Below are 14,754 nucleotides of genomic sequence, written 5' to 3'. Positions count from 1 at the left end.
GAAATACAATTGATTACCGTAGGTTGAAATTGAATTTAAATAAAACTAGGATGCTCGTGCAATTTAAGCTCTTCATATGATTATACATTTTTAAATATTAATACTCTATTCTGGAAAATACGGACTTAATTTGATATGATTAAGCAGCAACATCCCCCATGCTGAGACATACCGCATGACCGAGAAAAAAGCGGCGCCGGAAAAGAAGCACGCTCTGGAACAACAGGCATCGTCTTTTACTGACGCTGTCGAAGAGATTGCGCGGAAGCTGCAAAAGCCTTTGCAGCCCGATCTTGAAGACGACTTCATACGCTATGCGCTCGACAGCGCTGCCATCGTCGCCCACACGGATGTTCGCGGCACGATCACCTATGTCAATCGCAAGTTCTGCGAGATCAGCGGCTATACGGCCCGCGAGTTGATCGGCGCCAACCACCGCATCTTGCATTCGGGTATCCATAACAAGGATTTCTTTCGCGACATGTATCGCGATATCGCGCATGGCAAGATCTGGCACGGCGAGATCTGCAACCGCCGCAAGGATGGTTCGCGTTACTGGGTGGATACGACCATCGTTCCGCATTTGTCGCCCGCTGGCAAAGTGGATAGCTACACTGCCATTCGGTTTGATATTTCTGAGCGCAAGGAGCTGGAAAGCGCCTTGCGGACCAGTAAGGAACATCTCGACCAGCTTGCCAATCTCGACCCGCTGACCGGACTGCCGAACCGCCGCCGCTTCCAGGAATTTCTGGAGATGCAGGTGCAGGACCACGAGCGCTCCAATGGAATATTTCATCTGGCGCTGCTCGATGTGGACTCCTTCAAGGAGGTCAACGACACATTCGGGCATCATGCAGGCGACGTTCTGCTTCAAAATATCGGCAAGCGCCTGCGCTCGTTCGAAGACAGCCAGCTGTTTATGTCACGTATGGGCGGCGATGAATTCAGCCTTATCCTTGTCGGCGCGACAGATTGCGAAGCCGACATGTTGTTTGAAGAAATTCTGGAAGCCATTCGCCAGCCCATGGTGATCGGTTCGACACCACGGCGTATATCATCGAGCTTCGGCATTGCCAGATTTCCGCGCGACGGCAAGGATGTTGGCAATCTGTTCAAGGCCGCAGATCTCGCGCTCTATAAGGCCAAGGCGCTGGGTCGCGACCGCGTGGAGGTTTTTCAGCCGCAATTGCGTGAAGTTGCCCGGCGAAAATCCGCACTCTACGAAGAAATTGAAGGCGGGTTGGAGCACGGCGAATTCGAGCTGCATTATCAGCCGATCATCCCACTGATCTCCGGGCAGGCGTTTTCGCTGGAAGCGCTGATGCGCTGGCGTCATCCTGAACGCGGACTGCTGACGCCAGCCTATTTCGGAGAAGGCTTCGAAGATCCAGCCATCCGCGCAGCGCTCGGCATGTTCATGCTGGAGCGGATTTTTGCCGATGTTCAATCATTGGTCAAAGCTGAAGCGCCTTTGCACCGCATTGCGATGAACCTGACCAATTCCGATTTCCGTTCGGACATCTTTCTCGACCGCTTCTTTGAGCTATGTGCCGAAACCGGGATTGGGCCTGAGAGGTTCAGCGCAGAGATGACGGAAGGCATGTTGCTCGGCCTCGCGCAGAAACGTGTGGAACAGGGTCTCAAACGGCTTCATATGGCGGGCGTAGAAGTTGCCCTCGACGATTTTGGAACCGGCTTCGCCTCGCTGACGCATTTACGCCGCCTGCCGATAGATCGCCTGAAGATCGACCGCAGCTTCGTTGCCAATATCGCCGCCTCGCCGGAAGACCGCGCCATCGTGCGCGGCGTCATTCAGATCGCCCATAGTCTCGGCAAGACCGTGACCGCCGAAGGCGTCGAAACCATCGAGCAGATCGACCTTTTGAGCGACATGAAATGCGATCATTTGCAGGGTTGGTATTTCAGCGCGGCATGTGAGGTGAGGAAATTGCCTGAGGTTCTGGCCACGCTTCCCAGACTGGACACCGAAAAACTGCACTGAACGCCGCCACATTGTTGCCGTTTTGACATAGTGCGCGTCTTTCTGCGATGATCTGCTCTTGACAACGTTTACCCGGGCGCGACTCATGCTATTGATCTTGCGTCTCGCCATTGGGGGCTTTGGCGGAGATTCACCGCCCTAGCGCGTTTATTCGCGGCTGGGGCGGTTTAGTTTTAGGGCCTTGCAAAATACGCATATCTCGGTTGCAGGATCGGTCATTGTGCCGATCAGCCCATGGTTCTATTTTGCAGTTGTTCGGTTTTACTCCTCCTCCCAAAAACCGAACCTGAAGCGCGATACTCCTCCTCCCAATCGCGCTTTACCAATCCGCCCGCAGCAACTTCTCCTCCTCCCAAATTGCTGCGGGCGTTTTGCTATCCAGATTTCCCTGTCCCAGATTTTTCAGCCTGCGATCGTTCCGCCTGTCATCGGCGTCGGGACGCCCGTTGTGCTTGGAAAGCTGATCGGCAGGCCGCGCAATGCGCGCACAGCGAGAAAGGCAAAACACTCCGCCTCGACGGCATCGCCACGCCAACCCAAGGTCTCGACCGGCACAAGGTCGACACCCGCGCGTTCGACCAGCATCCGCATCATCGTCGGGTTGTGACGACCGCCACCGGACACGGCCAGCCGCTTCGGTCGATGCGGCAGTATATCGAGCGCCTTTGCCACAGCCGACGTTGTGAAGGCCGTGAGCGTCGCCGCGCCATCCTCGTCGCTGAGACCGTCTGCCATAGCGGCGGTAAAATCAAACCGGTCGAGCGATTTTGGAAAAGGCGCGGTCATATAGGGATGCTCAAGCAGCTTGGCGAGACGCGCTTCGTCCACATGGCCGCGCGCGGCAAGTGCGCCGTCGCGGTCCATCTCGCCCAGACCACGCGCTTTCATGAAATCATTGATCGGCGCATTGGCCGGGCCGGTATCGAAAGCGACCAGCGTATCGCCGCCATCCCACCAGGTAATATTGCCGACACCGCCGAGATTGAGAATGGCCGTGTCGCCACTGGCATCAGCACTACGCAGCAGAGCCGCATGATAGATTGCAGCCAGAGGCGCGCCCTGCCCGCCAGCGCGGATATCAGCAGTTCGGAAATCATAGACGACCTTGGTGCCAAGCAACTCGCTCATCAGCGCACCGTCGCCAAGCTGACGTGTATCACCCAGCCGTCCCGGCTGCGGGGCACGGTGCAGCACCGTCTGGCCATGAAAGCCGACAACGCCGATATCGGTCATCATCAGACCGCTTTCTTCCACCAGCTCGCGTACCGCAGCTGACTGCGCCCGGGTCAGGGCATCTTCCGCTTCGGCAAAAATCGCTGGTTCCGGGCCTTCGAAATTCCAGACCCGCGCTTCGGCCTGCGCTTGCTGCAATAGCTCCAGAATACCGTCCGGATAAGGCTTCAGCGCGTAAGTACCGAATATATCGACCGTTTCGCCATCGGTTTTCAAAAGCGCGACGTCGATATTTCCATCGAGAACGGTGCCGGTCATTAGACCTACGGCCCAGATTGGCTGCATAAAGCCCTCCACATTCCTGAATTTCAGAGAAAGTGTTAGTGCAATTCGGCATTAAAAGGAAATACCAGAAAAATGCCCGAACAAAAACAAAGAGCGGCTTCGACATAGCTGCCAAAACCGCTCTTTGAGATAATCCGTATCGTGTGGGTCAGGCGCTGACGCGCATCCCCTTTTCCGGCTCAAAGATGTGGCTCGTCGCCGGATCAATGGCAATCGGTAGCACGTCGCCCGGACGCACAGTCAGGCGTTCGCGGAACAGGCAGGTGATCGGCTGTGTACCGAGCTTGCCCATGACCATGATTTCCGAGCCCGTCGGCTCTACGATCTCAGCCGTAACCGGAACGCCGCCTTCGGCTATCTTCATATGCTCGGGGCGCACGCCATAGACGGCTTTAGCCGAAAGGCTCGCATAATCACCCTGCGGCATTGACAGGCGGAACCCGCCATCGGCCACAAACGAACCTTCCTCGATCTTGCCATTGATGAAGTTCATCGATGGCGAGCCGATAAAGCCTGCAACGAACATGTTGGCCGGGCGATCATAAAGATCAAGCGGCGCGCCGATCTGCTCCACGAGACCATCGCGCATCACCACGATCTTGTCGGCCATGGTCATGGCTTCGATCTGGTCGTGAGTCACGTAGATTGTCGTGGTCTTCAGCCGCTGATGCAGACCCTTGATCTCGCCGCGCATCTGCACGCGCAGCTTGGCATCGAGATTGGAAAGCGGTTCGTCGAACAGGAAGACTTGCGGATCGCGCACAAGGGCGCGGCCCATGGCGACACGCTGGCGTTGACCGCCGGAAAGCTGGCGCGGAAACCGGTCGAGCAGTTTGTTGAGGCCGAGAATTTCAGCCGCGCGCGCAACACGGTTTTCACGCTCTTCCTTCGGCGCATTCTTGAGCATGAGCGCGAAGCCCATATTGTCGGCGACCGTCATATGCGGATAAAGCGCATAGTTCTGGAACACCATGGCGATATCGCGCTCCTTTGCGCGCAGGTCGTTGACCACACGCGGACCGATGGCGATCTCGCCATCGCTGATTTCCTCAAGCCCTGCGATCATGCGCAGAAGCGTGGACTTGCCGCAGCCGGAAGGGCCGACGAGCACGACGAACTCGCCGTCCTCGATGCTGACCGACACGCCGTGCAGAACGCCGACATTGCCATATTTCTTGACTGCATTACGGATGGATACAGATGCCATCTTGAACCCCAACTCTTATTTGACGGCGCCTGCGGTCAGACCTGCAACGATCTGGCGCTGTGCGAAGACGGTAAGCAACAGAACAGGCAGAGTGACCACAAGTGCTGCGGCAGCAAGCGGACCCCAGCTCACCTGTTCGAAGGAAAGCATGTTGTAGACGGCGACCGGCAATGTGCGCGTTTCGCGGCTTGCGAGCACGATCCCGAACACGAAATTGTTCCACGAGAAGATCACCGCAAGGATAAGCGACACCACGATGCCGGGCTTGGCAATGGGCAGCGCCACCTTGAGAAACACCTGCAACGAGGACGCGCCGTCGATTATCGCCGCTTCTTCCAGTTCCATCGGCGTCGTTTCGAAGTAGCCGATCATGATCCAGATCACGATAGGTACGGTCACGACCAGATGGATGATGATCTGCGGCCAGAGCGTGCCCAAAAGACCCAGCGTCTGGAACAGAAGGAACAGCGGGATCAGATAGGACAGACCCGGCGTCATGCGGGCGATCATGATGACAATCGCCGATTTATGCGCCCGAAGCCGGGCAATGCCGTAGCCCGCTGGAACACCGACCAGAAGGGCGAGCAGCGTCGCCATGCCGGTCACCAGAAGGCTGTTCCAGAAATACAGCAGAAAATCATTGGCTTCGAAAATCTGCGTATAGTTCGACCAGGCGAAACGTTCCGGGATCAGGATCGGCGGATAAGCGCCATTGTCGATTTCGTATTTGAGCGAAAGCGACAGCATCCAGATGAAGAAGAAAAGTGCTGGCGAAACGATGACGAAAACAAGAAGCGCAGTGCCCAGCTTCGACAGAATTGACTTGCGTGCCATTAGCCGGTCCTCAAGCATTCCATTTGGTCCGCTGACGCAAGGCCAGCAGGATCATGGACATGGCGATAATGACGATGAAGAACACCACGGCAATCGCCGAAGCATATCCGATGTCATAATAGGAAAACGCCACGTTATAGAGATAGATGTTGATGGTTTCCGATGCCGTACCGGGGCCGCCCTGCGTCATCGCAAAGATGATGTCGAAGCTTTTCAGCGCATCGATGGAGCGAATGATGACGGCAACCATGATGAAAGGCAGGATCATCGGAAGCGTGATGTAGCGAAATTTCTGCCAGCCATTCGCGCCGTCGATTTCAGCGCTTTCAAACGGATCGCGCGGCATGGAGGCAAGGCCGCCGAGCACAATCAGCATGACCAGCGGCGTCCACTGCCAGGTCTCGACTGCGACCAGCGACGGAATAACGGTGTTCTGGTTGAAAATCCATTCCTGCGGGCCAATGCCGACCAGCGACAGGACATAGTTCAGCACACCGAGCTGCGGGTGATACATCATCGTCCAGACCAGCGCGACAGCAACCGGTGTCGCCATCATCGGCATGACGAAGATTCCGCGTAACAGCCCGCGCATCGGCAGCTTGCTGTCGAAGATGAGAGCGGCAATCGTGCCGAGCACCATGGGCGCCACCACGGACAGGACCGTATAGACAGCCGTGTGCCACATGGAATCCCAGAAGCGGGCATCGCCTGCCAGACGAATATAGTTGTCGAAGCCGACAAAGCTGATGCCACCGCCGAGCTGCCATTGATTGGCGCTCATCCAGAGAGTGAAAAGCCAAGGGAAGACGATCACCGCCCCGACGGTGATCAAGGCGGGAAGCACAAATGGCCAATAGCTCGGTTTCAGATGGCTTTTGCCACCCTTGCCAGCAGCTTTGGGTGTGGAAGCCGCCTTTGTGGCGGCCTCCCCATTCATGCTCTTTGTTGCTCCTGTCGGGGCGGCAGATGTCATTTTCCTTCGCTCCGTGCGAGGACCGGACGGAATTCTTCCGTCGCGCGCTTCATTTCAGCTTCCGCTTCGGCACCATTCAGAAGATTGGTGAGGCCAACGCCCATGATGTCGCGGAATTCCGTGACAGGGACGATAACCGGCAGGCAGAGCTGGCTGATCGGTGCAGATTTCGACAGGGCTTCGACCCAGCCTTCCGGCATGGTCACGCCCTTGCGCACTTCCGCATCGTCGATGATCGACTTGCGGAACGGAACGCCCGAACCCGTCTGCAGCAGACGTGCGCCCATTTCCTTCGAAATGGCCCACTGGCAGTAAAGATAAGCGGCTTCCTTCTTGGTCGATGCTTCGGTCACGCCAATACCGTCGCCGGTCGTCGGTGCGGCCTGAGCCTTCGGTCCAGCCGGGATAACGCCATAACCGACCTTGCCGACAACGCGCGACTTGTTCGGATCTTCGAGCGGCGGCGCAAAGCCGATACCGTCGAGCCACATGCCGACCTTGCCCTGAAGGAAGCTCGACTGGCATTCCGCCCAGTTGAAACCGGCAACACCGGGAGGTGCAGCTTTGGTCATCAGGCGCTGATAGAGCTTGGCGGCTTCGACGGCTTCTGCCGAGTCCGTCTTCAGATTGCCATCGGCATCGACCGCGCTCTGGCCATAGCCAAGCATCAGGCTCGTCCAGACCGGAACATTGGCGTTCTTCATGCCGCGGGCCACAAAGCCGTAGGTGTTCGAAGACGGATCGGTTAGCGCTTCCGCAGCCTTGACCAGTTCTTCGAAGGTCTTCGGATATTCTATGCCCTTGGCGGCGAACAGATCCTTGTTCCAGTAGATGATCCAGTAATCGACCGAGAATGGCAGAGCGCCGAAGCGACCATTGGCGTCCTTGGCGAAGGTCAGACCAGCACTTGCGAAATCGCTTTCGGTCAGCGAGGCGTCGGTCAGCGTTGGATCTTTCAGGAACGGGTTAAGATCGGCAAGCCAGCCGCCTTTTTCAAACTGACGCTTCTGAACATGGTAGCTGATGTGAATGACATCGAAGCTCGGGCGACCGGAGGTCAGCTCGATGACCGCCTTCTGGCGCTGCTGCTGTTCCGGCATCTGTTCGGAATGAACCTTGATGCCCGTCAGTTCTTCGAATTCCTTCTGATGCTTCTGAAGGATTTCGCCGCGCGGGCTCTTGATAAGGTTCACCTCAAGCGTGGTACCCGCATATTTCTTCCAGTCAACCGTGGAAGCGGCGAAAGACGGGCTGATGCCGGTCACGCCCGATGCGGCGATTGCCGCAGAACCCGCCAGAAACTGGCGGCGTGTTGGATGAAATAGTTTCATTTTGCTCCTCCCCTATGTTCCAAACTTGGCAACTCCTCTTGCCAAGCCACTGATTCTATTTGGCTAAATGTGCAATGCCAGCGTCCGTGCATTGTTGATGTGAACGGCGATAGCATCCATGGCAATTTGCGGGTCGCGGGTTTCAATCGCCGAAAGAACAGCGAGATGCTCCTGCATGACCGGGATAACGCGACCAGTGATCCGGAAACGCTCCTGATTGATCAGGCGCATCTTGATCGTATTCGTCTGGTAAGCGCGCCAGATGATTTCATTGTCGAGCGAGGCGACAATGGTGTCATGCAGGCTCCAGTCGATATTCTGCGCCTGCTCCTCAAGCTCCGGTGTCTCGCCTTCGCTCTTGGCACGGTTCAGCGTGTCTTCATGCTCGGCACGCAGCGAACGCAACAACTCGTCGGAAGCCGACTGGCAGAAAATCGCAACCGACTCTTTCTCTATGAACAGGCGAAACTGGAAAGCTTCGCGGATGAGATTGAGATCGATATGGGCAATCTGAAGTCCGCGCTGTGGTACGGTTTTGATCAGACCTTCGGCTTCCAGACGAGGGATCAATTCACGGATCGCGCCGAGCGGCAGGCCCGTCATGGTGACGAGCTGGCGCTGCGATACGAACTGGCCCGGATGGAAATCGCGCGCCAGCAAATGCTGGGTAAAGCTCTGATAGGCCTTGTCCCGCAACTTCACCGGCTCGTTCTGATCTTCCGCCAAGGCTTCGTCCTCTCCCAACCGCTTTGGTTATACTGCGGAAAGTTCTCCCACTTTTCCGCAGCATGCCTGCATCGCTTATGCCCGGCTCAGGCAGCCTTTGCCATATGCAATCCGTCAAATACACTGCCAATTGCATCGAAATCCGCATCATTCAGCGCAACCAGCGGTGCGCGGACATGACGCCATTCCATATCGCCAGTATGACGCGCCACCAGCGCCTTCACCGCAGGCGTTACCGGATAGTTGAGCAGCTTGCGCACGGCATCGACCAACTCGGCATCGTCCTGACCATCATTGACCATGCGCAGAAGACGATCCGGGAACAGATTGGCCATGCCGGAAATCGCACCCTGCCCGCCCAGACGGACGCCGGCGGCGAGATCGCGCTCGTCACCAATGAGGATGGCAATGTCCTTATGCGCAGCCAGAAGCTTCTCGGTGTAAGCCCAATTACCCGACGAATCCTTCACGCCGGAGATAATCCCGCCGAAAGCATCGCGCAGACGACCAATCAGGTCGACGGACAGTTCAACCGCCGTCACCGACGGGATGTTGTAAAGGATGATATCGCGCGCATCCGAACCAAGACCTTTCAACACGGCAGAGAACCAGTTGAAGAGACCATCATCGGAGAGATTCTTGAAATAGGAAGGCGGTGCCAGAAGAATGGCCTTGCAGCCGCGACGCAGCGCATCACCAGCCTGAAGCACCGCATCGGCCACCGAATTTTCCATCACGCCAACAACGATTTTGGAGGCCGGGAAGCCCTGTGCAATGAAGGCGTCGAGAAGAGCTGCGCGTTCGGCATCGGCAATCGACGAACCTTCGCCGGTGGTGCCGAACAAAGTGACGCTGGAACAGCCACTATCGAGGCGCGCACGCGCGTGCTTGAGCGCGCGGGTCACATCGATTTTGCCATCGGCATCGAATGGCGTCGTCAGCGCTGCAGAGAGCCCAAAGCGCTCCTGCCCAGAATGATTTCGCGGCAAAGCCGTCTCCTCCCAAGATTGAACTGTAAGCTGGCACATACTAACATGTTAGTAAATAGTCAATTCGGGATCACTGTGTATTTATGCAAAATCTGGGGGTTTAAATGTTAGGCAGGAAGCAGACCGCTCTCCATAAACGCCAAGACCTCTGTGCGGCTTGGCGAGCCGGAGCGTCCGCCAAAGCGTGCGCATTTGATAGCGGCGGCGGCATTGGCAAAACGGATGATGTCGTGCATCGACCCGCCTTCGACGAGGCCAAGCGCGAAAGCACCATGGAAGACATCGCCCGCGGCGAGCGTATCCACCGCCTTGACGCTGAAACCGGCGACATGCTGCACCGAATGTCCGGCCCGCTCCGTCCAGTAACATCCGTTCGCACCGGCGGTTACCGCGGTGAAAACATCATACCGGCTGGCCAGTATCTCGACGCATTCGCTCAAATCTGTCGTGCCGGTCAGGCTGATGGCAGCCGGTTCGGAAGCAACGATATGGGTCGCAAGCGGCAACAACCGCTCGAGAAGTTCGACCGGGGCCGTATCGGCATCGAGAATCGCCGGAATACCGGCGCGACGAGCAGCCTTGAGGCCGGTTTCTGCGGCCCATGCCCAGCGAACATCAGCCATAACGGCCGCGAAAGCACCCGCCTCGACAGGTGGTACGATCGAAGCCGGGCTGCCCAGCTGTGGATCATAGAATGGAACGATGACACGCTCGCCAGACGGATCGACCAGAATAGAAGAAAAAGCGGTACGTGCGCCCGCAAGCCTGCGAATGTGGCTGCAATCGATTCCTTCGGCACGGAGTTCCGCGATCACCCGTTCGCCCGTGGCATCATCGCCCGACGAAGCCCAAAGCGCTACATCCCCGCCAAGGCGAGCGATGGCAGCAGCCGCACTTGAAGCCATACCGGCAGCGATCTGCACCGCTTCACTCGGCAGATATTTCCCGGCCTGTTCCGGCAAAGCGTCAAGGCGAAGGATTGTGTCGAGCGTCAAAGCGCCCAGGCAGAGAATAGTGCGGCTCATGATATGCGATCCAGAACTTGCAACCAAATGCGTGACTGACAGCGTCCTCCCCGGATCGCCCCAGTTTCGCATATCACGTTTTCGTTCGTTGCAAAGCGGTTGTTAGACGGCAGCGCTAAATGCGAGATTCAATACATCGACTGAAGAAGTCCGGCTATCCAATTGTTTTAAAAATGTTTCTGACACAAAGCTTATATATAGACCGGCTGAAACGGCTCAAAAGCCTTTTCTCCCCAAAAAATTGGCCTGCATAAAAAAGCATCGGCGAATTTCACGAAAACGAGGCGCGGTTTGATCTCGACAATGCCTAAGATGCAAATTACGCTTTTCGTATGAATCAGTCGGTCCAGCGGCGTGCCGTATTCTTCATTGGCGGGTATGATCCAAAAACGCCGGACGCGTTTTTCAAGCGGCTGCGTAAGGAAATTTCCCGTTTCGATACGCTCTGGGGTTACCAATCAACGGTCTCCAGAGGCGATGACACGTCTGATCACGAGATCGGGCTTGCGACCATCAAAACCCGGGCTGCACACGAAGGCTGGTCAACAACAACCGACTTTAATTTCCTCGCACTCGACTCTATCGTTCTGGCAGATTTCGCCCGACCCCTGCCCGTGCGACTTGGCAAATATTTGCGCGCCTTCGCCGACTTCGTCTTTTCCGGCACGGCATTTCATTTCTTTTCCAAAGCATGGCGCTTCGGGCTTTATTTCCTCTATCCTTTTCTGGCGATCATTCTGTTTGCGCTTCTGGGACTGGCCGCCGCGCGCCTGACGGTGCATTGGCTGGGCACAATCAGCTGGATCATCGGGCTTGTCGTATTCTCGGTCGCTTTGATGGTGCTCGGTAAACGCTGGTCCACCAACCATCTGATGGATCTCTGGTCGTTCTCGCTGAACTTCTTTCGCGGCAGGCGACCGGATGCCGAAGCGCTGATGCAGCGCTTTGCAGAAGGCATTGTCCAGCGCGTCAGCGCGGGCAAATATGATGAGGTCATCCTGATCGGCCACAGTACCGGCGGCATGCTGATGCTGGATGTCGCCGCCCGCTGTCTGGCCATCGACAGCGCCTTTTCAGGGCGCGCACCCAAAGTCACCGTTCTGACGCTTGGCTCCACGGCGCTCAAGGCCGGGTATCATCCCGCTGCCACGAAATTTCGTGAAGGCGTGCAAAGACTTACCAATGATGGTAAGCTCGAATGGGTTGAAATCCAGTGCCTGACCGATGCCATCAATTTTTACAAGACCGACCCGGTGGCGGAAATGAAGCTCAGGCGGGCCGAAGGCCGACGGTTTCCCTTCGTGCGTCAGGTGCGCGTTAAGGATATGCTGCTGGCCGAGACTTACAAGCGGGTGAAGCGCAACCTTTTTCGCGTGCATTATCAATATGTCTTCGGCAATACGAAGCCCTATTGGTATGATTTCTTTCAGATTTGCTGCGGTCCGAAATTTCTGTCCGAGCGCGTGAACGACCATATTGTGGGCGGTTTGTCGCCAGAAAAGGTAGCTTCCGAATGACGCCCACCCTGGCAATGATCGTCTGGGCAATTGGTCTTGTCGCCTGGGTGGTTATCCGGGTGCCGCACCAGCGTCGCGCCCGCAAGATCAAGGTCACGACCAATGCGAAAACGCTTCCCGACCGTGCAGCGTTGGGTGCGGCCAGCCTCGGCCTGTCGCTGATCCCTATCATCTATGTCGCAACGGGTTTTCCGGCTGTCGCGGATTACACCTTTCAGCCATGGCTTGGCTGGATCGGGCTCGTGGTCGAACTCGCTTTTCTCTGGCTGTTTTATGCAAGCCATCGCCAGCTCGGCAAGAACTGGTCGGTCTCGCTGGAAATCCGCAAGGAACACAAACTCGTGACGGATGGGCTCTATAAATATGTCCGTCATCCGATGTATTTATCGTTCTGGCTTTGGGCGATAGCGCAGTTTTGCCTGCTTCCCAACTGGTTCGCCGGTCTGGCGGGTATCGTTGGTGTCGGCATTCTTTATTTTTACCGCGTAGGCCATGAAGAAGCGATGATGCGCAAGGCATTCGGCGCTTCATATGACGAATATGCCAAGCGCACCGGACGTGTCATTCCGAAACCTTGGCCATAACCTTGGTAAATTTACATGACGAACAAATCAGGCAATTCGGCGAAGTATTTCATAAGCCGCCGCTCTCTGCTGGCCTCCGGGCTGGCTTCTAGCCTTCTCATGGCTGCGATGCCGGTCGCAGCACTTGCCAAATCCGCCAAGACCGCCGCGCCGTCTCCCAACACAAACGACAAACAGGGAAACGGCGCTCAAGCCGGGCGACCTGACGTTTATCTCCTGCGCGGCTTTGCCAATATCTTCTCCACCGGCATTGATGAAATCGGTGCCGATTTGCAGGCAGCAGGCGTTGATGCTCATGTCGAGGGCAACGCCGCATGGCGTCTCGTCGCCAACCGGATCATCGCCGACCGGCAGAAATACGGCCCGCAGCCGGTTATCCTCGTCGGGCACTCACTGGGCGCCAATGCCATTATTTCCATCGCCGAAGTTCTGGAAAAACGCGGCATTCGCGTGGACTACATGGCGTCCTTCGCCGCAACCGCACCTGATCCCCTGCCCGGGAACATTCGTCGCGTCGTGAATTTCTATTTTTCGCAGCACGGCTGGGGGCTGCCGCTGGTGCCCGGCCCTCGCTTCAAGGGCAAGCTGGACAATCGCGATTTTGCCGGCATGAAGGAAGTCGGCCATTTCAATATCGAGAAACAACGCCCACTGCAGGCGGAAGTCGTTCGCGACATTCTCCGCATCCTCAAATAGCGACAATTGCGGCGCAACGAACGCCGCAAATGGTGATCTCGCTAATTATCACGAATTGAACAACTGGCGCTCTCAATCAATTTAATTGCTGGACGTCTTCTTTGTGTTAGCGTGCGAGTTGCCGGATTTGCGGCGTATCCCTTCGTTGACAGGAGCTTTGAGTGAAGCGTTGGGTTGTTTGGGGTGTCCCAATTTTGTTGGTTGCAGGTGCCGCTTATGTCGGCTGGCAACATGCCACGAAGCAGAACGGTGCTAGCGCTCCAAACACGGTTCAGACAGATAGCCGGAAAAGCGGCAACCGCTCGGGCGGCGGAGAGCATGCCGTCAAGGTAGCTGTTGCGACGGCGGGATCACTGCCGATCCAGCGCACCGCGATCGGCACGGTTGTTGCCGTTGCGTCCACGGCCGTCAACAGTCCCGAGGCCGGTAATGTAGCGATCCTCAACGTGAAAGACGGAGCCATCGTCAAAAAGGGTGATCTGATCGCCCAGCTTGATGATCGCGCTATTCGCGCCACCGTCGTGAAGGATCAGGCCTCTGTCGCCAAATCGCAGGCGACGCTGAACGACGCGCAACTCGTGCTCAAGCGGACGCAGGACCTTGTGACCAAGGGCATCGACACATCGCAGGCGGGTGACGATGCCCTGGCGGCTCTCAGGGTGGCGGAAGCGCAGCTTCAGGTCGATCAGGCACAGCTGGCAGCCGATCAGGTAACGCTTGACGACACCAAGATTCTTGCACCCTTTGATGGCCAGCTCGGCGTTGTATCGGTCTCGCTTGGCGCTTATCTGTCGGCTGGCTCACCGGTCGCGACCATCACGCAAATGAAGCCAATCTACGCGGATTTCACGCTGCCGGAAACGGATCTCGCGCTTATCCGCGAAACTCTGTCCACGGGCACCCTGAAGGCGACGGCCACAGCCGTATCGGCAGATGGCAAGGACACTTCGGAAAGCGGCCCGGTCAATTTCCTCGACAACAACATTGATGCCGCAAGCGGCACTGTCCGCCTGCGCGCTACGCTGGATAATCAATCCGGCAATTTCTGGCCCGGACAGTCACTGCGTGTGCTGGTGGAAGCAGGCCAAGCGGACAATCTGGTTCTCGTGCCGGGCGTTGCCGTACAGCCGCAAGAAAACGGTTCGATCAGCTATGTCGTGAAGACGGACAACAGCATTGAAGTGCGTCCGGTCACGGTAGCGCTCCGAGCCAATGGCATGGCTGGTCTGAGCGCTGGCTTGCAACCCGGTGAAAAAGTGGTGACGGAAGGTCAGGCCTCGCTTGCCAATGGCAGCAAGGTGAAGCTGGCCAGTACCGACGCAGAGACAAAAGTCTCTTCCAACTGAATGAAG

13 protein-coding genes are annotated in these 14,754 nt (G+C 56.8%); 5 read left to right on the top strand and 8 right to left on the bottom strand.

What is annotated here, in order from left to right; translation table 11 throughout:
* Nucleotides 1–175: 175 nt before the first annotated feature.
* Nucleotides 176–2,002 carry an EAL domain-containing protein gene (locus QBD01_RS09895; RefSeq protein WP_280992640.1) on the top strand — a complete coding sequence of 609 codons (1,827 nt, stop codon included), beginning with the start codon at nt 176–178 and terminating at the stop codon, nt 2,000–2,002.
* Between the two features lie 402 nt (nt 2,003–2,404).
* Here the strand turns inward: QBD01_RS09895 and QBD01_RS09890 are convergent, their stop codons facing one another.
* The 8 genes from QBD01_RS09890 to QBD01_RS09855 form a co-directional block, all read right to left on the bottom strand.
* Nucleotides 2,405–3,520 carry an anhydro-N-acetylmuramic acid kinase gene (locus QBD01_RS09890; protein WP_280992639.1) on the bottom strand — a complete coding sequence of 372 codons (1,116 nt, stop codon included), beginning with the start codon at nt 3,518–3,520 and terminating at the stop codon, nt 2,405–2,407.
* A 148-nt stretch (nt 3,521–3,668) separates the two neighbouring features.
* The gene (locus tag QBD01_RS09885; protein ID WP_280992638.1) at nt 3,669–4,727 is read right to left on the bottom strand and encodes a sn-glycerol-3-phosphate ABC transporter ATP-binding protein UgpC; all 1,059 of its coding nucleotides are present in this window, start codon (nt 4,725–4,727) and stop codon (nt 3,669–3,671) included.
* Nucleotides 4,728–4,742: 15 nt separating this feature from the next.
* The gene (locus QBD01_RS09880; RefSeq protein WP_182519677.1) at nt 4,743–5,561 is read right to left on the bottom strand and encodes a carbohydrate ABC transporter permease; all 819 of its coding nucleotides are present in this window, start codon (nt 5,559–5,561) and stop codon (nt 4,743–4,745) included.
* A gap of 10 nt (nt 5,562–5,571) precedes the next feature.
* Nucleotides 5,572–6,534, bottom strand: coding sequence for a carbohydrate ABC transporter permease (locus QBD01_RS09875; RefSeq protein WP_392391366.1), 963 nt, complete (start codon nt 6,532–6,534; stop codon nt 5,572–5,574).
* Nucleotides 6,531–7,865: a sugar ABC transporter substrate-binding protein gene (locus tag QBD01_RS09870; protein ID WP_280992637.1), complete on the bottom strand. Its 1,335-nt coding sequence runs from the start codon at nt 7,863–7,865 to the stop codon at nt 6,531–6,533. The genes QBD01_RS09875 and QBD01_RS09870 overlap by 4 nt, the downstream gene beginning before the upstream one ends.
* A 63-nt stretch (nt 7,866–7,928) precedes the next feature.
* Nucleotides 7,929–8,591, bottom strand: a complete 663-nt coding sequence (locus QBD01_RS09865; RefSeq protein ID WP_182519675.1) for a GntR family transcriptional regulator — start codon at nt 8,589–8,591, stop codon at nt 7,929–7,931.
* A gap of 86 nt (nt 8,592–8,677) precedes the next feature.
* Complete coding sequence (locus QBD01_RS09860) at nt 8,678–9,580, bottom strand: dihydrodipicolinate synthase family protein (protein WP_280992636.1); 903 nt, start codon at nt 9,578–9,580, stop codon at nt 8,678–8,680.
* A gap of 107 nt (nt 9,581–9,687) precedes the next feature.
* Nucleotides 9,688–10,605, bottom strand: a complete 918-nt coding sequence (locus QBD01_RS09855; RefSeq protein ID WP_280992635.1) for a PfkB family carbohydrate kinase — start codon at nt 10,603–10,605, stop codon at nt 9,688–9,690.
* Nucleotides 10,606–10,937: 332 nt separating this feature from the next.
* On the opposite strand from QBD01_RS09855, the gene QBD01_RS09850 reads away from it, so the two are divergent.
* The 4 genes from QBD01_RS09850 (at nt 10,938) to QBD01_RS09835 (ending at nt 14,748) form a co-directional block, all read left to right on the top strand.
* Entirely contained in the window at nt 10,938–12,122 is a 1,185-nt protein-coding gene (locus tag QBD01_RS09850) for a lipase (RefSeq protein ID WP_280992634.1), read from the top strand.
* A complete protein-coding gene (locus QBD01_RS09845; RefSeq protein WP_280992633.1) occupies nt 12,119–12,706 on the top strand; it encodes a protein-S-isoprenylcysteine O-methyltransferase in 588 nt (195 codons plus the stop codon). Before QBD01_RS09850 ends, QBD01_RS09845 begins: the two co-directional genes overlap by 4 nt.
* Before the next feature lie 51 nt (nt 12,707–12,757).
* Nucleotides 12,758–13,402 carry a lipase gene (locus QBD01_RS09840; protein WP_280992867.1) on the top strand — a complete coding sequence of 215 codons (645 nt, stop codon included), beginning with the start codon at nt 12,758–12,760 and terminating at the stop codon, nt 13,400–13,402.
* Nucleotides 13,403–13,563: 161 nt separating this feature from the next.
* Nucleotides 13,564–14,748 (top strand): efflux RND transporter periplasmic adaptor subunit, encoded by a 1,185-nt coding sequence (locus tag QBD01_RS09835; RefSeq protein WP_392391364.1) that lies wholly within the window; start codon nt 13,564–13,566, stop codon nt 14,746–14,748.
* Nucleotides 14,749–14,754: the final 6 nt, after the last annotated feature.

This window comes from Ochrobactrum sp. 19YEA23 (genome assembly GCF_029909865.1).
Taxonomy (GTDB): Bacteria; Pseudomonadota; Alphaproteobacteria; order Rhizobiales; family Rhizobiaceae; genus Brucella; species Brucella gambitense.
Note: the sequence above shows the minus strand (reverse complement) of the source record. Positions and strands in the feature narration are given on the sequence as shown.